Annotated in this window: 16 protein-coding genes; 14 read left to right on the top strand and 2 right to left on the bottom strand. The window is 73.3% G+C overall.

Translation table 11 applies throughout. The features are described from left to right. Positions 1-143: 143 nt before the first annotated feature. Positions 144-1,352 (bottom strand): YihY/virulence factor BrkB family protein, encoded by a 1,209-nt coding sequence (locus ACFYYR_RS05255; protein WP_388847084.1) that lies wholly within the window; start codon positions 1,350-1,352, stop codon positions 144-146. Positions 1,353-1,370: 18 nt separating this feature from the next. Here ACFYYR_RS05255 and ACFYYR_RS05260 point away from each other — a divergent pair, with 18 nt between their 5' ends. Together ACFYYR_RS05260 and ACFYYR_RS05265 are read left to right on the top strand one after the other, a co-directional pair. Continuing rightward, a complete protein-coding gene (locus tag ACFYYR_RS05260; protein ID WP_388847086.1) occupies positions 1,371-3,032 on the top strand; it encodes an acyl-CoA dehydrogenase family protein in 1,662 nt (553 codons plus the stop codon). 255 nt (positions 3,033-3,287) lie between these two features. After that, entirely contained in the window at positions 3,288-4,598 is a 1,311-nt protein-coding gene (locus ACFYYR_RS05265; protein ID WP_388847088.1) for a GAF domain-containing protein, read from the top strand. A gap of 186 nt (positions 4,599-4,784) precedes the next feature. Here ACFYYR_RS05265 and ACFYYR_RS05270 read toward each other — a convergent pair whose 3' ends face one another. Beyond that, a complete protein-coding gene (locus ACFYYR_RS05270) occupies positions 4,785-5,594 on the bottom strand; it encodes a hypothetical protein (RefSeq protein WP_388847090.1) in 810 nt (269 codons plus the stop codon). Between the two features lie 392 nt (positions 5,595-5,986). Here ACFYYR_RS05270 and ACFYYR_RS05275 point away from each other — a divergent pair, with 392 nt between their 5' ends. The 12 genes from ACFYYR_RS05275 to ACFYYR_RS05330 all read left to right on the top strand — a co-directional run bounded on the left by ACFYYR_RS05275 (position 5,987) and on the right by ACFYYR_RS05330 (position 16,500). Beyond that, positions 5,987-6,664: a class F sortase gene (locus tag ACFYYR_RS05275; RefSeq protein ID WP_388847092.1), complete on the top strand. Its 678-nt coding sequence runs from the start codon at positions 5,987-5,989 to the stop codon at positions 6,662-6,664. 250 nt (positions 6,665-6,914) lie between these two features. Further along, positions 6,915-7,487, top strand: a complete 573-nt coding sequence (locus ACFYYR_RS05280; RefSeq protein ID WP_388847094.1) for a GNAT family N-acetyltransferase — start codon at positions 6,915-6,917, stop codon at positions 7,485-7,487. Positions 7,488-7,663: 176 nt separating this feature from the next. Continuing rightward, positions 7,664-7,747 (top strand): putative leader peptide, encoded by an 84-nt coding sequence (locus tag ACFYYR_RS05285; protein ID WP_309471194.1) that lies wholly within the window; start codon positions 7,664-7,666, stop codon positions 7,745-7,747. 179 nt (positions 7,748-7,926) lie between these two features. Continuing rightward, complete coding sequence (locus ACFYYR_RS05290; RefSeq protein ID WP_388847096.1) at positions 7,927-9,624, top strand: nitrite/sulfite reductase; 1,698 nt, start codon at positions 7,927-7,929, stop codon at positions 9,622-9,624. Continuing rightward, on the top strand, positions 9,621-9,803 hold the full coding sequence (locus ACFYYR_RS05295; protein ID WP_388847098.1) for a hypothetical protein: 183 nt from the start codon (positions 9,621-9,623) through the stop codon (positions 9,801-9,803). The genes ACFYYR_RS05290 and ACFYYR_RS05295 overlap by 4 nt, the downstream gene beginning before the upstream one ends. Then, positions 9,800-10,507: a phosphoadenylyl-sulfate reductase gene (locus ACFYYR_RS05300; RefSeq protein WP_388847100.1), complete on the top strand. Its 708-nt coding sequence runs from the start codon at positions 9,800-9,802 to the stop codon at positions 10,505-10,507. The genes ACFYYR_RS05295 and ACFYYR_RS05300 overlap by 4 nt, the downstream gene beginning before the upstream one ends. Before the next feature lie 44 nt (positions 10,508-10,551). Beyond that, positions 10,552-11,118: an adenylyl-sulfate kinase gene (gene cysC, locus ACFYYR_RS05305; RefSeq protein WP_388847102.1), complete on the top strand. Its 567-nt coding sequence runs from the start codon at positions 10,552-10,554 to the stop codon at positions 11,116-11,118. Further along, positions 11,115-12,050 (top strand): sulfate adenylyltransferase subunit CysD, encoded by a 936-nt coding sequence (cysD, locus tag ACFYYR_RS05310; protein WP_388847104.1) that lies wholly within the window; start codon positions 11,115-11,117, stop codon positions 12,048-12,050. The genes cysC and cysD overlap by 4 nt, the downstream gene beginning before the upstream one ends. A gap of 2 nt (positions 12,051-12,052) precedes the next feature. Next, positions 12,053-13,387, top strand: a complete 1,335-nt coding sequence (locus tag ACFYYR_RS05315) for a sulfate adenylyltransferase subunit 1 (protein ID WP_388847106.1) — start codon at positions 12,053-12,055, stop codon at positions 13,385-13,387. 219 nt (positions 13,388-13,606) lie between these two features. Continuing rightward, entirely contained in the window at positions 13,607-14,734 is a 1,128-nt protein-coding gene (locus ACFYYR_RS05320; protein ID WP_388847108.1) for an aliphatic sulfonate ABC transporter substrate-binding protein, read from the top strand. 31 nt (positions 14,735-14,765) lie between these two features. Continuing rightward, positions 14,766-15,563 carry an ABC transporter ATP-binding protein gene (locus ACFYYR_RS05325; protein WP_351508382.1) on the top strand — a complete coding sequence of 266 codons (798 nt, stop codon included), beginning with the start codon at positions 14,766-14,768 and terminating at the stop codon, positions 15,561-15,563. Continuing rightward, on the top strand, positions 15,550-16,500 hold the full coding sequence (locus tag ACFYYR_RS05330) for an ABC transporter permease (protein WP_388847110.1): 951 nt from the start codon (positions 15,550-15,552) through the stop codon (positions 16,498-16,500). The genes ACFYYR_RS05325 and ACFYYR_RS05330 overlap by 14 nt, the downstream gene beginning before the upstream one ends.

The raw sequence follows: 16,500 nt of genomic DNA on the forward strand, positions 1-16,500 counted from the left end.
GGACATGACGTTCCGGGTGGACACGCGGCGGCCCGGAGGACGTCCCCGGGTGGGTACACGGCAGCCCGGAGGACGCCCCGGGCAGGCACGCGGCGGCCCGGATGGCATTCCGGGTGGGCGCTCGGCAGTCCCCGGGACACCGCTCAGGTCTCGTCCACCGGCTCCGGCCGCTCCTCGGTGTCCGGCGAGGGGGCGGTCCTGCGGAGGTGGGGCAGCCGCGAGCGGATGTCCTCCGGGGGCAGGAACTGCGCCCAGCGCTCGGGGTACTCCGACGGCGGCTCGGTGTCCGGTCCGTCCACAGCCTCGTCCCAGGTGTCCGTGTCGTCGGCGTCGTCCGCGGAGGGCAGGGCCGCGGCGCGCTGGGCCGCCGCCTGGGCGATCAGTTCGGCGGCGGCCTTCTCCCGGGCCCGGGCGTTCTCCTCGCGCGCGGCGGCGGTCGCGACCGAGGGCCAGACCCGGTCGATGGCGGCATTGACGCCGGCCCCGGCCAGCACGGCGAACGCGGAGACCCCGATCCACAGGAGGACGGCGACGGGCGCGGCCAGCGAGCCGTAGATCGTCGGGCCCTCGACCGTGTTGATCAGGTAGATCCGGAGCAGGAAGCTGCCGAGCACCCACATGGCCAGTGCGACCAGCGCCCCCGGGATGTCCTCCGCCCAGGGCGACCGGACCGGCACCGACACGTGGTACAGCGTGGTCAGGAAGACCACCGAGAGGACGAGGACGACCGGCCAGTACAGCACCCGGACGACCGCCCCGCTCCACGGCAGGAACTCCATCACCGCGTCCGGGCCCGCCACCATCAGCGGCAGCACCACGGCCCCGATGACCAGCGCGATCACATACAGCCCGAACGCCAGCAGCCGGGTCTTCACGATGCCCCGCTTGCCGTCCAGCCCGTACATCACGGTGATCGTGTCGATGAAGACGTTGACCGCGCGGGAGCCGGACCAGAGCGCGAAGGCGAAACCGAGCGAGATCACATCGGGCCGGCCGCCGCGGGTGACGTCGTTCAGCAGCGGGCGGGCGATGTCCTCGACGCCGCGGTCGGAGAGGACGGTGCCGGACGCGGTGAGGATGTTCTCCCGCACGTGGTCGATGGTCTCGATGCCGATCCACGGATCGAGGTAGCCGAGGAGTCCGATGAGGCCGAGCAGCAGCGGCGGCAGCGACAGCAGGGTGAAGAAGGCCGCTTCGGCGGCCAGCCCGACGATGCGGTACTCCATGCAGGAGTTGACCGTGTCCTTCAGCAGCAGCCACGCCACCTGGCGTTTGGACACATGGGGATAAAGGGCACGGGCTCGCCGGAGGCGGCCCGCGGCTCTGCTGGGGGATGACTCTGCTGCCGACACCTCCTTAACGTATCTGCCATGGCAGCCTCGACCCACATGGTGACCAACCAGGCTCCGCCCCTGGTCGGCTACGACGTTTTCGCGGCGGATACAGCCCTCTCGGAGGCCGTGACGCGCCACACCGGCGCCGAGCACCTGGACCGCGTGCGGGAGGAGCTCGGCGAACTCGGGCGCGCCGCGGGTTCCTCCCAGGGCCAGAAGTGGGGTGCGCTCGCCAACGAGAACCCCCCGGTGCTGCGCACCCACGACCGCTACGGCCACCGCATCGACGAGGTCGACTTCCACCCCTCCTGGCACCGGCTGCTCGGCCATGCCGTCTCCGCGGGGCTCACCGACGCCCGGACCCGGCCGCACGGGCAGCTGCGGCGCGCCGCGGGCTTCTTCGTCTGGACGCAGGCCGAGGCGGGGCACGGCTGCCCCCTGTCGATGACCCACGCCGCGGTGCCCGCGCTGCGGACCGACCCGGAGCTGGCCGCCGTCTGGGAGCCGCGGCTCACCTCCCGGGCGTACGTGCCGGAGCTGCTGCCCGCGGACCGCAAGCCGGGCGCCCTGTTCGGGATGGCCATGACGGAGAAACAGGGCGGTTCGGACGTCCGGGCGAACACGACACGGGCGGACCCACTGGACACACCGGGCGAATACCTCCTGACCGGACACAAGTGGTTCTGCTCGGCGCCGATGTCCGACGCGTTCCTGGTACTGGCCCAGGTGCCGTCCTCCGCGCGCGGCGACGGCGGCCTGACCTGCTTCCTGCTCCCCCGGGTGCTGCCCGACGGCACCCGCAACACGTTCGCCGTCCAGCGGCTGAAGAACAAGCTCGGCAACCGCTCCAACGCCTCCGCCGAGGTGGAGTTCGACGGCACCTGGGCCCGGCGGGTGGGCGAGGAGGGGCGCGGCATCGCGACGATCATCGGGATGGTGGCGGCGACCCGGCTGGACTGCGTGACCGCGTCGGCCTCGCTCATGCGGCAGGCCGTGGCCCAGGCCGTGCACCACAGCGCGTACCGCAGCGCCTTCGGCGGGCCGCTGATCGACAAGCCGCTGATGCGCAACGTGCTGGCGGACCTGGCCCTGGAGTCGGAGGCCGCGACGGCGCTGGCGATGCGGCTGGCGGCGGCCCAGGACGCGGCCGACGGCGGCGACGAGAACGCGACGCACCTGCTGCGGCTGGCCGTGCCGGTGGCCAAGTACTGGGTGACGAAGCGCTGCCAGCCGCTGGTCGGCGAGGCCCTGGAGTGCCTGGGCGGCAACGGCTACGTGGAGGAGTCGGGCATGCCCCGGCTGCTCCGGGAATCGCCGCTGAACTCCCTCTGGGAGGGCGCCGGGAACATCCAGGCGCTCGACGCGCTCCGCGCCCTGAGGCGGGAGCCCGCCGCGCTCAACGCGTTTCTGCTGGAGATCGGCCGGGCCCGCGGCGCCGACCACCGGCTGGACGCCGGGATCAAGGACCTGCTCGCCGAACTGGCCGACCTGAGCGGCATCGAGGCCCGGGCGCGCCGGGTGGCCGAGCGGATGGCATTGGTGCTCCAGGGAGCGCTGCTCGTACGGTTCGCGCCCCCGGAGGTGGCCGACGCGTTCTGCGCCTCACGGCTGGGCCGCGACTGGGGAGGAACGTTCGGCACGCTCCCGCACACCTTGGACCTGGCGTCGATCGTGGATCGTTCGCGGGTGCCGGTCTAGGGGCGCGGGAGCGGCCCGTTCCGGACGAGGGTGATGCTGCGCCGACACGGCACCACCCTCGTCCGGCAGCGCCACCGTGACGGGCAGTACGAGCGCACCGGGTGGCGTGGTCATCACTCTGCTGCCGGGGAGCGGGGTGCACAAACGTTGCGACGGGTTGCACCAACAGGACCGAGTACCGTCGGAGTTGCGGCTTTCAACAGCACCCTGAACAGACCGGCCCCTCCGGCCCCTGCCCCTTCGGAGACCGACCCCGTGAACGAGGAATCGCTGGATGTGGCCCGGCTGTCGGGCGTGGACCCCCGCCGGGCCGCCCGACTGATCAGCGGCGCACGCGCCGCCGCACTCGCCGGGGACCGCCCGCCGACGGCTCCGCGGCCGGTGATCGGCGAGTCCTGGAAGCGGACCTTACGGCTCGGGGTGGACCCCGACCGGGGCACGCCGACCGGGCGGCTGGCGCTGGAGGAGATCGAGCACCGGCGGCAGTCCTCGCCGCTCGCCACCGTCCTGCCCACCCTGCGCGAGGGCCTCGTCGCGGTGGCGGACGCGGCGCAGCACATCATGGTCGTCACCGACCCCGAGGGCCGGGTGCTGTGGCGGGACGGCAGCGCGGCGGTGCGCCGACAGGCGGACGGGATCGGCTTCACCCCCGGCGCGAGCTGGGCCGAGGAGAGCGTCGGCACCAACGCCGTCGGCACGGCGCTGGTCGCCCGCCGGCCGGTCCAGGTGTACTCGGCGGAGCACTTCGTCCGCAGCCATCACTCGTGGACCTGTGCCGCGGCGCCGCTGCACGACCCGCGGGACGGGCGGCTGCTCGGCGCGGTCGATGTGAGCGGGCCCGCCACCACCGTCCACCCGGCGACGCTGGCCCTGGTCGGCACGGTGGCGCGGCTGGCCGAGAGCGAACTGCGGGATCTCCACCGGGCGTCGATCGACCGGCTGCGGACGGTGGCCGCGCCGGTGCTGTGCCGGATCGGCGGCCGGGCCCTGGTGGTGGACCGGAACGGCTGGCCGGCCGCCGTCACCGGGATGCCGCCGGTGGACCGGGTGCAGCTCCCCAAGTCCGTCCGGCCGGGACAGATATGGCTCCCCTCGCTCGGCCTGTGCACCGTGGAGCCGCTGCCGGACGGCTGGCTGCTCCGGGTCGACGCCACCGGCGCGGACGCCGCCGGGCCGGGAGCGGAGCCGAGCCGGGTCGTCCTGGACCTGCGGCTGCCCCGGCGGTGGACGCTCTCCGTGACGGGCGGGGCGGGCAGCTGGACCCAGGACCTGTCCCCGCGCCACGCGGAGCTGCTGTACGTGCTGGCGCGCTGCCCGGAGGGCCGGACGGCGGCGCAGCTCGCGGACGACCTCTTCGGCGACGCCACCCGCACGGTGACGGTGCGGGCCGAGATGTCCCGGGTCCGGCGGACCCTGGCGGGCGTGCTGGCGCACCGGCCGTACCGGTTCGCCGACGGGGTGGCGGTGGAACTGCTGACCCCGGACCACCCGGGCGACCTGCTGCCGCACTCGACGGCACCGGCGGTCCGGGCGGCTTCCGGCGGGGGCGAGGGTTCCGGGGACTGACCGGAGAGGCGCGGGGCGTGGTCCGGGGGACGGTGGCCAGGTGCGGGCCGTCAGCCGGGGCATGGCGTGACGGGCCCGGTGCGGGGCCGTGAACGGGGCACGGGCCGGCCGGCACGGTGCGGGTTCCGGACGGCTGGGCAGTGGGGGGTGAGCGCCGTCGTGCCGGGCGGCCGTGGCGGCGGGGGCTCAGCCGGAGCGGCGGAGGCGACGGACCAGGCAGTAGCCGACGATCGCCGCCGACACCATGACCAGTCCGCCACCGAGGGCCACCCCGAACGGGGTCGAGCGGTCGGCGCTGCCGACCCCGGCGTTGGCGGCGCTGTCGGGCACCGCCCCGGCGCTCGCCCCGGGAGCGGGGTGCCGGGTGCGGCCCGGGTCGGGGCGGGCGCTGTCACGGGGCCCGGCCTCCGTACGGCCGCTCGGGGCGGCCCCGGGGTGGTGCGGGGCGGCACTCGTGCCGGTGCCGGTGCCGCTGTCGGTCCCGGTGGTGCCGGAGCCGGTGCCGGGGCTGCTGCCGGTGCCGGGGGCGGTCGCGGAGCCGGCGGGCGAGGAGGGCGCCGCGGAGCCGGCCGTGGCCGTGCCGCTGCCCGCTCCGGTCCCGGGCGCGGCCGATGCGTTGCGGGGCGGCACCACCCGGAAGTGCCCACCGGTGATCGTCCTTCCGCCGCAGGTGGCCGAGACGGTGTGCGTGCCCGGCTCGGCGGCGGCGAAGACCGTGGGCCGGGCGGCGGACGTCTTCCGCCGGTCCGGCAGTCCGGTGAGCTGGGTGCGGGGAAAGGCGTTCGACTCGACGATCGCGTCGTACATCCGGCCGATGCCGCGGCAGGCGGTGCCGTCGACGGTGATGGTCACGATCGCGCCCTGCTCCACCGCGGCCGGGACCACGACGATGTTGCTCGGTCCCGCGTCGACCGGATCGGCGGCGGCGGGCGGGCCCGGCAGCACGAGTACGGCTCCGGCGAGGGCGACGGCCACGGCGACTCGGGGCACGGGCATGGCACTCCTTCGGCGTTTCGGCGGACGCGCGGGGAGCGGCGGCCCGGGGCCGTCGGGACACGTCCACGTCGACCGTCTCCCGGCGGGCGGACCGGTGCCCGGTGCTGCTGGTCCGAACGGGGCCGATTCCCCCCGTGCGGCGGAGCGCGCGGACGGCGGGGAGACGGCGCTCCGGGCCGGGCGTACGGCGCGGGCAGCGGGCCTGCGGTGGTCGTGCGGCGCCCCTCCGCTCCCCCGGGGGCCGCCACGCCCCGGTCTCGGCACGGCGTCGGCCTGCGCCCGGCGCCACCCGTTCGCCCCTGCTGCTGTCGCAGCGCGACATGGGCGGCCATAACGTTCCGTCAGAGGCCGGTGCGGAGCGCGGCTGCCCCGCGCTCCCCGAGGGGAGAGAGATGGGCGCGAAGGACAGGCGGGGCCGGGTGCGCGGCCGCTACACGCCGGTGCGCAGCCGCTCCTCGCCCTGGGGGGCCATAGCGCTCGTCCTGCTCGCCGGTGCGGCCCTGATACGGAACGGCGCCGAGGAGGCGGGCGGCCCCCCGCAGCCGACGGCCGAGTCCGCCGCGGTCGGCCGCACCGTGCCGGGCGCGGCGGGGCCCGCCGCGGTCACGCCGCTGCCGGCGTCCACACCGGCCCGGGTGAAGGTGCCGGCGATCAGGGTGGACGCTCCGCTGATGGCGGTCGGCCTGGACGCCGAGGGCGGGATCGCCTCGCCGCCGGCGGCGGACAAGAACCTGGCCGGGTGGTTCAAGGACGCGGTCACCCCGGGCGAGCAGGGCACGGCCGTCGTCGTCGGCCATGTCGACAACGCCTCGGGGCCGGCCGTCTTCTACAACCTCGGAGCCCTGAAGAAGGGCCACCGGGTGGAGGCGGTCCGGCAGGACGGCCGCACCGCGGTGTTCGAGATCTACGGCATCGACGTGTTCGAGAAGCGGAACTTCCCGGCGGAGCGCGTGTACGGGGACACCGGGCAGCCGGAGCTGCGGGTCATCACCTGCGGAGGCGGCTACTCCAAGGGGCAGGGCTACAACGGGAACGTCGTCGTGTTCGCCAAGCTGGTCGAGGTGCGCTGACCGGGGCCCGGGGCGTGGGCAGGGGCGTGGGCGCCGCGCCGGGGCCCGGCGCGGGGTGCGGGTCGAGCCGGGCCCCGCGCCGGCCCGTGGTCGCCCGAGCAGGGCGGAAGGGGCGCACCCGGGAGGCAGGCGCAACTCGTACCGGCCGGCGAGACGACCGGACAGCGGGGCCACCGGGTGAGGAGCACCGTGCGGGGCCCCCGTGCAGGGGCCCCGGACCGGGTCCTGCGGGCCGTGGTTGGCTGACGGCATGAGCATCACCGTGACCACCTGGTCCCTGGAACAGACCTCGCCCGCCGACCTCACACCCGCCGCCCCGCCCGAGGACGGCCGGGGCATACGGATCGTGCGGTCCGCGGTGCCCTCCCCCGAGTTCAGCCGCTTCCTGTACACCGCGGTCGGCGGTGACATCCACTGGGCCGACCGGCTGGACTGGCCGTACGCGCGGTGGCAGGAGGTCCTGGAGCGCCCCGGCTCCGAGACCTGGGTCGCCTACGACCGGGGGACGCCCGCCGGGTACATCGAGCTGGCCGCCCAGGACGGCGGCGTGGTGGAGATCAGCTACTTCGGGCTGCTCCCCGCCTTCCGGGGCCGGCGGATCGGCGGCCATCTGCTGAGCGAGGGCACGGCCCGCGCCTGGGACCTCGCCGAGCGGTGGGACGGCCTGCCCCCGACCACCCGCGTGTGGGTGCACACCTGCAGCAAGGACGGCCCGCACGCCGTCGACAACTACCGGCGCCGGGGCTTCCGGATCTTCGACACCGCGGTCGAGGAGGAGGCGGACGCCCCCACTCCCGGCCCGTGGCCCGGCGCACACGGCTGACCGTCCTCCTGGCGGCGCGTCCCCGAACCCGCCCGCCCCGGCCTGCACTTCCGGATGCGGGCCGGGCGCGGGCCGCGCGCGTGACCGGGGCCACAACGTCTCGACCAGCGGGACAGTCTTGTCCGAATAGTGGATGGCGGTGGACGCTCCCGAGATCTGCGTGACACGCTTCCGTCATGTCTCGAGCTGGAATTGCCTTGGTGAGTCGGCGGCACGTCGACCTCGGCCGCATGTCCAGCGCCATCTGTCCGGCGGGCTGACAGTCACAGCACCGCCGCTTTCAGCACCGTCCCCACCGCCGCGGACGAGTGTGCACCCCTGACCCCACCTTGCCGCACGCGCCCCCACGCCGTGCCGAGCTCACGCACGTATGCGCAGGTCAACAGGGGTGCCATCGTTACCGTCCGCTGCCTTGAGCCGCCCCGAAGGACAGACACCCATGGCCGCCACCCCAGAACGCGCAAGCGCTGCCACGTCCCGCCGCAAGGCCGGCCGCCACCGCGGCGAGGGCCAGTGGGCCGTGGGGCACTTCACTCCGCTCAACGGCAACGAGCAGTTCAAGAAGGACGACGACGGTCTCAATGTGCGGACACGCATTGAGACGATCTACTCCAAGGCCGGATTCGACTCCATCGACCCGCAGGACCTGCGCGGACGGATGCGCTGGTGGGGCCTCTACACCCAGCGCAAGCCCGGCATCGACGGCGGCAAGACCGCGGTCCTGGAGCCGGAGGAGCTGGACGACAAGTACTTCATGCTCCGCGTCCGCGTCGACGGCGGACGGCTGAGCACCGAGCAGCTGCGGGTCATCGGCGAGATCTCGGAGGAGTTCGCCCGCGGCACCGCCGACATCACCGACCGGCAGAACATCCAGCTGCACTGGATCCGCATCGAGGACGTGCCGGAGATCTGGCGGCGGCTGGAGAACGTCGGTCTGTCCACCACCGAGGCCTGCGGCGACACCCCGCGCGTCATCCTCGGCTCGCCGGTCGCCGGGATCGCCGAGGACGAGATCATCGACGGCACCCCCGCCATCGACCTGATCCACAGCCGGTACATCGGCAGCAAGGAGTTCTCGAACCTCCCCCGGAAGTTCAAGACCGCGATCTCGGGATCGCCGCTGCTGGACGTGGCGCACGAGATCAACGACGTCGCGTTCGTCGGCGTGGACCACCCCGACCACGGCCCCGGCTTCGACCTGTGGGTCGGCGGCGGGCTGTCCACCAACCCCAAGATCGGCGTCCGGCTGGGCACCTGGGTGCCGCTGGCCGACGTGCCGGACGTCTGGGCCGGGGTCATCGGCATCTTCCGGGACTACGGCTACCGCCGGCTGCGCACCCGCGCCCGGCTCAAGTTCCTCGTCGCCGACTGGGGTGCGGAGAAGTTCCGCCAGGTGCTGGAGGACGAGTACCTGGAGCGCAAGCTCACCGACGGCCCCGCCCCGGCGCAGCCGCCGCAGGAGTGGCGCGACCACATCGGCGTCCACCGGCAGCGGGACGGCCGGTTCTACGTCGGCTTCGCGCCGCGCGTCGGCCGCGTCGACGGCACCGTCCTCACCAAGATCGCCGAGCTGGCCGAGGCGCACGGCTCCGGCCGGCTGCGCACCACCGTCGAGCAGAAGATGATCGTGCTCGACGTGGCCGAGGACCAGGTCGAGTCGCTGGTCGCCGGGCTGGAGGCGCTGGACCTGCGGGTCACCCCGTCCCCGTTCCGGCGCGGCACCATGGCCTGCACCGGCATCGAGTTCTGCAAGCTCGCCATCGTCGAGACCAAGGCGCGCGGCTCCTCCCTCATCGACGAACTGGAGCGCCGCCTCCCGGAGTTCGACCAGCCGGTCACCATCAACGTCAACGGCTGCCCGAACGCCTGCGCCCGTATCCAGGTCGCGGACATCGGTCTCAAGGGGCAGCTCGTCCTGGACGCCGACGGCAACCAGGTCGAGGGCTACCAGGTGCACCTGGGCGGCGCGCTGGGCCTGGAGCCCGGCTTCGGCCGCAAGGTCCGCGGACTCAAGGTCACCTCCGACGAACTCCCGGACTACGTCGAGCGCGTGCTGCGCCGGTTCCAGGAGCAGCGCGAGGACGGCGAGCGGTTCGCCCAGTGGGCGGCCCGCGCCGACCAGGAGGCCCTGTCATGAGCGAGCGCGCCGCGCCCTTCTACTGCCCGTACTGCGGCGACGTGGACCTGCGGCCTTCCGAGGAAGGCCACGGGGCCTGGGAATGCGCCTCCTGCAACCGGGCGTTCCGCCTCTCGTTCCTCGGGCTGCTCGCCAAGGGCCTGCAGCGCGACCACGACGAAGGGGGCAGCACCGCATGACCACCGCACCCGAACGCACCGCGGCCGAACTCCAGCAGCTCGCCGAAGAGGCGGGCCGCGCGCTGGAGGACGCGCCCGCCCTGGAGATCCTGCGCTGGGCCACCGACACCTTCGGCGGCCGGTTCTGCGTGACCTCCTCCATGGAGGACGCCGTCGTGGCGCACCTCGCCTCCCGGGCCGCCCCCGGCGTGGACGTGGTGTTCCTCGACACCGGCTACCACTTCCCGGAGACCATCGGCACCCGGGACGCGGTCGACGCCGTGATGGACGTCAACGTCATCACGCTCACCCCGCGGCGGACCGTCGCCGAGCAGGACGCCGAGCACGGGCCGAAGCTGCACGACCGCGACCCCGACCTGTGCTGCGCGCTGCGCAAGGTCCAGCCGCTGGAGGAGGGCCTGACCGGCTACGACGCGTGGGCGACCGGCCTGCGCCGCGACGAGTCCCCCACCCGGGCGAACACCCCGGTCGTCGGCTGGGACGCCAAGCGGCGCAAGGTCAAGGTCTCCCCGATCGCCCGCTGGACGCAGGACGACGTGGACGCCTACGTGACGGAGCACGGCGTGCTCACCAACCCGCTGCTGAGCGACGGCTACGCGTCGGTCGGCTGCGCCCCCTGCACCCGGCGGGTCCTGGACGGCGAGGACGCCCGCTCCGGCCGCTGGGCGGGGAGCAACAAGACCGAGTGCGGACTGCACGGCTGATGAGCGAACGGACGGATGGGATACAGGCGGATGGGATACCGGACATGGGCCTGACGGACGGCGGGGCGAGCGCGCCCGCGACGGGCGCCACGATCTGGCTCACGGGCCTGCCGAGCGCCGGCAAGACGACGCTCGCGCACGCGCTGGCCGAGCGGCTGCGCGGCGAGGGCCACCGGACCGAGGTGCTCGACGGCGACGAGATCCGCGAGTTCCTCTCCGCGGGCCTCGGCTTCACCCGCGAGGACCGGCACACCAATGTGCAGCGGATCGGCTTCGTCGCCGAACTGCTCGCCTCCCACGGCGTGAAGGCCCTGGTGCCGGTGATCGCCCCGTACACGGACAGCCGGGAGGCGGTGCGCAAGCGCCACCAGGCCGAGGGCACCCCCTACCTGGAGGTGCACGTGGCCACACCGGTCGAGGTGTGCTCGGTGCGCGACGTGAAGGGCCTGTACGCCAAGCAGGCGTCCGGCGAGATCTCCGGACTGACCGGCGTGGACGACCCCTACGAGGCACCGGCCGACCCGGACCTGCGGATCGAGACGCACGAGCGGACCGTCGAGGACTCCGCCGCCCAGCTGCACGCGCTGCTGACCGAGAGGGGACTGGCGTGACCACCGCGACAGACCGGACCGAGAGCACCGACAGCCCGTACGCGCTGTCCCACCTGGACGCCCTGGAGTCCGAGGCGGTGCACATCTTCCGCGAGGTGGCGGGCGAGTTCGAGCGGCCGGTGATCCTCTTCTCCGGCGGCAAGGACTCCATCGTCATGCTGCACCTGGCGCTGAAGGCGTTCGCGCCCGCGCCGGTGCCGTTCGCACTGCTGCACGTGGACACCGGGCACAACTTCCCCGAGGTCATCGACTACCGGGACCGCACCGTCGCCCGGCACGGGCTGCGGCTGCACGTCGCGTCCGTCCAGGAGTTCATCGACGCCGGCAAGCTGCGCGAGCGCCCCGACGGCACCCGGAACCCGCTGCAGACCGTCCCGCTGCTGGACGCCATCGACCAGGGCCGGTTCGACGCGGTCTTCGGCGGCGGCCGGCGCGACGAGGAGAAGGCCCGCGCCAAGGAGCGGGTGTTCTCGCTGCGCGACGAGTTCGGCGGCTGGGACCCGCGCCGGCAGCGCCCGGAGCTGTGGCAGCTCTACAACGGCCGGCACTCCCCCGGCGAGCACGTGCGGGTCTTCCCGCTGTCGAACTGGACCGAACTCGACGTGTGGCAGTACATCGCCCGGGAGGACATCGAACTCCCGGAGATCTACTACGCGCACGAGCGGGAGGTCTTCGCCCGCAACAGCATGTGGCTGGCGCCCGGCGAGTGGGGCGGCCCCAAGGACGGCGAGACCGTGGAGAAGCGGCTGGTGCGCTACCGCACCGTCGGCGACATGTCCTGCACCGGCGCCGTCGACTCCGACGCCGCCACCATCGAGCAGGTCATCGCCGAGATCGCCGCCTCCCGGCTCACCGAGCGCGGCGCGACCCGCGCCGACGACAAGCTGTCCGAGGCCGCCATGGAGGACCGCAAGCGCGAGGGGTATTTCTAACCATGACCAGCACCATCGCCGATCAGACCGCGGCCACGTCGCTGCTGCGCTTCGCCACCGCCGGATCCGTCGACGACGGCAAGTCCACCCTGGTGGGGCGGCTGCTGCACGACTCCAAGTCGGTCCTCGCCGACCAGCTGGAGGCCGTCGAGCACGCCTCCCGCTCCCGCGGCCAGGAGGCCCCGGACCTCGCGCTGCTCACCGACGGGCTGCGGGCCGAGCGGGAACAGGGCATCACCATCGACGTCGCCTACCGCTACTTCGCCACCCCGCGGCGGCGGTTCATCCTGGCCGACACCCCGGGCCACGTGCAGTACACCCGCAACATGGTGACCGGCGCCTCCACCGCCGAACTCGCCGTGGTGCTGGTGGACGCCCGCAACGGCGTCGTCGAGCAGACCCGGCGGCACGCCGCCGTCGCCGCGCTGCTGCGCGTCCCGCACGTCGTCCTCGCGGTCAACAAGATGGACCTCGTCGACTACGCGGAGCCCGTCTTCGCCGCCATCGCCGAGGAGTTCACCCGCTACGCGGCCTCGCTCGGCGTCCCGGAGATCACCGCGATCCCGATCTCCGCACTGGCCGGCGACAACGTCGTGACCGCCTCCGCGAACATGGACTGGTACGGCGGCCCCACCGTGCTGGAGCACCTGGAGACCGTGCCGGTGGGCACCGACCCGTCCACGGACCCGGCCCGCTTCCCCGTCCAGTACGTCATCCGCCCGCAGACCGCCGAGCACCCCGACTACCGCGGCTACGCGGGCCAGGTGGCGTCCGGCGTGCTGCGCGCCGGCGACGCCGTGACCGTGCTGCCGTCCGGGCTGACCAGCACCGTCGAGGGCATCGACGCGCTCGGCACGAGCGTCGAGCAGGCCTGGGCCCCGCAGTCGGTGACCGTCCGGCTCGCCGACGACCTGGACATCTCGCGCGGCGACACGATCGTCGCCACCGCCTCCGCCCCCGAGGCCACCCAGGACATCCACGCCACGGTCTGCCATCTGCACGACCAGCCGCTGACGCCGGGCGCCCGGGTGCTGCTCAAGCACACCACCCGCACGGTGAAGGCCATCGTCAAGGACATCCCGTCCCGGCTGACCCTGGACGACCTCTCCCAGCACCCCGCCCCCGGCGAGCTGGTCGCCAACGACATCGGCCGGGTCGTGCTGCGCACCTCCGAGCCGCTGGCGCTCGACGCCTACGCCGACTCCCGGCGCACAGGATCGTTCCTGCTGATCGACCCGTCCGACGGCTCCACCCTCACGGCGGGCATGGCGGGCGCGGCGTTCGCCGACTCCGAGGCCGAGGTCGGCACCCGCGACGACGACGGGTGGGACTTCTGATGACCGACATCTTCTCCACCTTCGCGAAGGAGGGCGGCCGCGTCGGCAGCGGCGCCCTCGGGAGCGGTCAGGGCGGAGTGGGGCGATGTGCGTGCTGACACCTGAGCACCGCAGGCACCCGCTCCCCCGACGAAGACCCTCCCCCGCTGCCGCCGAGCGGTAGCACCGCACCGCCGGGCGTCCCCGCGACGTACCGGCCCACCGAGAGGAACACCTCCCGTGACTGCCGTTCGCTCCACCCTCGCCCGGCCGGCGGCCCGCCGCGCCGTCGCGGCCGCCGCCGCCCTCCCGCTGCTGATCGTCTCCCTCGGCGCCTGCGGCTACGGCTCCAAGGCCACGGCGGAGGACGCGGCACCGGCCGCCAAGGGCAAGAAGCTCGACGGCCTCGACGAGGTGAAGATCGGCTACTTCGCGAACACCACCCACGCCACCGCGCTGGTCGGCCTCGGCAAGAAGGGCCTCATCCAGAAGGAGCTGGGCGGCACCAAGGTCACGCCCCGGGTCTTCAACGCGGGCCCGGCCGAGATCGAGGCCCTCAACTCCGAGGGCATCGACATCGGCTGGATCGGCCCGTCCCCCTCCATCAACGGCTACGCCAAGTCCCACGGCGAGGGCCTGAAGATCATCTCCGGCTCGGCGTCCGGCGGCGTCTCCCTCGTGGTGAACCCGAAGAAGATCAAGAGCCTGGACGACCTCAAGGGCAAGACGATCGCCACCCCGCAGCTCGGCAACACCCAGGACGTGGCGCTCCTCAACTACCTCTCGGAGAAGGGCTACAAGGTCGACCCCAACTCCGGCAAGGGCGACGTGACCGTCGCCCGCACCGACAACAAGGTGACCCCGGTCGCCTTCAAGAGCGGCAGCGTCGACGGGGCCTGGGTGCCCGAACCCACCGCGTCCAAGCTGGTCGCCGAGGGCGGCAAGGTCCTCCTCGACGAGAAGAAGCTGTGGAAGGACGGCAAGTTCGTCATCACGAACCTGATCGTCTCCCAGAAGTTCCTCAAGGAGCACCCCGACGTCGTCGAGGCCGTGCTGCGCGGCTCGGTGAAGACCAACGACTGGATCAAGGGCAACCCGGACGCCGCCAAGAAGGCCATCAACGACGCCCTGAAGGCGGAGGCCGGCAAGCCCCTGCCGCCCGAGGTGCTGGACCCGGCGTTCCGGCACGTCGAGGTCACCGACGACCCGCTGGCCTCCACCCTCGGCACCGAGGCCGGCCACGCCGTCAAGGCCGGCCTGCTCGACAAGCCGAACCTCAAGGGCATCTACGACCTCCGGCTGCTCAACAAGGTGCTGAAGGCCGAGGGCAAGCAGCCGGTCGACGACGCCGGGCTCGGCACCAAGTAATCCACCGGAACGCTCCCAGGAGGTGACACTCATGGCCATCACCACGCTCACCAAGACCCCCGCCGTGGACGACGCGGCGGTGTCCCACGTCGCGCGCATCGACCACGTGTCGAAGTCGTTCGGCCGGCCCGGAGCCCAGCAGCTCGTCCTGGACGACATCAGCCTCGATGTGGCACCCGGCGAGTTCGTGACCCTCCTGGGAGCCTCCGGCTGCGGCAAGTCGACCCTGCTCAACCTGGTCGCCGGGCTCGACAAGCCGTCCGCCGGAGCCATCGAGACCCCCGGCGGCCGGCCCGCCCTGATGTTCCAGGAGCACGCCCTCTTCCCGTGGCTCACCGCGGGCCGGAACATCGAACTCGCCCTGCGGATGCGCGGCCTGCCCAAGGCCGAACGGCGCCCCGAGGCCGAGCGTCTGCTGGAGCTCGTCCGCCTCAAGGGCGCATACGGCAAGCGCGTCCACGAACTGTCCGGCGGCATGCGGCAGCGCGTCGCCCTCGCCCGGGCCCTCGCCCAGGACAGCCGGCTGCTGCTGATGGACGAGCCGTTCGCCGCGCTCGACGCCATCACCCGCGACGTCCTGCACGACGAACTGACCCGCATCTGGCGGGAGACGAACCTGTCCGTCCTCTTCGTCACCCACAACGTCCGCGAGGCCGTGCGCCTCGCCGAGCGGGTCGTCCTGCTGTCGTCCCGCCCCGGCCGCATCGCCCGCGAGTGGAAGGTCGACATCCCGCAGCCGCGCCGGATCGAGGACTCCGGGGTCGCCGACCTGTCCATCGAGATCACCGAACAGCTGCGGGGAGAGATCCGCCGACATGGCCAGCACTGACACCGAGCAGCGCACCGGCGCCGACCCGGCCGCCTCCGACAACACCGCCACCGACAACTCCGCCCCCGACGCCACCGCCCCCGACCAGCTCGCCGGCCTGGAGGCAGGCCTCGACGCCCTGGAGACCCGGGCGTCCCAGCGCGCGCCGCTCGGCCGCACCCTGCTGTCCAAGGCCGTGCCGCCGATCATCGCCGTCGCCATCGTCCTGGTGCTGTGGCAGCTCGCCTACCACTTCAAGCTGAAGGAGCACTACCTGCTCCCCAGCCCGGTGGACGTGGGCCGCTCCCTCCAGGAGAAATGGCTGGAGGGCACCCTCCTCAGCTACGTGTGGACCAGCCTCTCCCGCGGCGGCCTCGGCTTCCTGATCTCCGTGGCGATCGGCACCCCGCTCGGCCTGATCGTCGCCCGGGTCAAGCCGGTACGCGCCGCGATCGGCCCCATCCTGTCCGGACTGCAGTCACTGCCGTCCGTCGCCTGGGTGCCCGCCGCGATCATCTGGTTCGGGCTGACCGACGCCACCATCTACGCCGTCGTGCTGCTCGGCGCCGTCCCCTCCATCGCCAACGGCCTGGTCTCCGGCGTCGACCAGATCCCGCCGCTCTATCTGCGCGCCGGCCGGGTCATCGGAGCCAACGGGCTGCACGCCGTACGGCACATCCTGCTCCCGGCCGCCCTGCCCGGCTACATCGCCGGACTCAAGCAGGGCTGGGCCTTCTCCTGGCGCTCCCTGATGGCGGCCGAACTGATCGTCAACGCCGGCGACCTGGGCGTCGGCCTCGGCCAGCTGCTGGAACAGGGCCGGGAACTCCAGGACATGTCCTGGGTCCTCTCCGCGATCCTGCTCATCCTCATCGTCGGCATCGGCATCGAACTCCTCGTCTTCGCCCCCATCGAGCGGCGCGTCCTTCGCAGCCGCGGCCTCCTCGTCAAGAGCTGA

Origin of the sequence: Streptomyces sp. NPDC001922 (assembly GCF_042891165.1) — a bacterium.
Taxonomy (GTDB): Bacteria; Actinomycetota; Actinomycetes; order Streptomycetales; family Streptomycetaceae; genus Streptomyces.

Coding starts and splice junctions, on each gene's coding strand:
- ACFYYR_RS05260 (WP_388847086.1), top strand. CDS start 1,371: ATGGCAGCCTCGACCCACATGGTGACCAACCAGGCTCCGCCCCTGGTC.
- ACFYYR_RS05270 (WP_388847090.1), bottom strand. CDS start 5,594: ATGCCCGTGCCCCGAGTCGCCGTGGCCGTCGCCCTCGCCGGAGCCGTA.
- ACFYYR_RS05275 (WP_388847092.1), top strand. CDS start 5,987: ATGGGCGCGAAGGACAGGCGGGGCCGGGTGCGCGGCCGCTACACGCCG.
- ACFYYR_RS05280 (WP_388847094.1), top strand. CDS start 6,915: ATGAGCATCACCGTGACCACCTGGTCCCTGGAACAGACCTCGCCCGCC.
- ACFYYR_RS05285 (WP_309471194.1), top strand. CDS start 7,664: ATGTCTCGAGCTGGAATTGCCTTGGTGAGTCGGCGGCACGTCGACCTC.
- ACFYYR_RS05290 (WP_388847096.1), top strand. CDS start 7,927: ATGGCCGCCACCCCAGAACGCGCAAGCGCTGCCACGTCCCGCCGCAAG.
- ACFYYR_RS05295 (WP_388847098.1), top strand. CDS start 9,621: ATGAGCGAGCGCGCCGCGCCCTTCTACTGCCCGTACTGCGGCGACGTG.
- ACFYYR_RS05300 (WP_388847100.1), top strand. CDS start 9,800: ATGACCACCGCACCCGAACGCACCGCGGCCGAACTCCAGCAGCTCGCC.
- cysC (WP_388847102.1), top strand. CDS start 10,552: ATGGGCCTGACGGACGGCGGGGCGAGCGCGCCCGCGACGGGCGCCACG.
- ACFYYR_RS05315 (WP_388847106.1), top strand. CDS start 12,053: ATGACCAGCACCATCGCCGATCAGACCGCGGCCACGTCGCTGCTGCGC.
- ACFYYR_RS05325 (WP_351508382.1), top strand. CDS start 14,766: ATGGCCATCACCACGCTCACCAAGACCCCCGCCGTGGACGACGCGGCG.
- ACFYYR_RS05330 (WP_388847110.1), top strand. CDS start 15,550: ATGGCCAGCACTGACACCGAGCAGCGCACCGGCGCCGACCCGGCCGCC.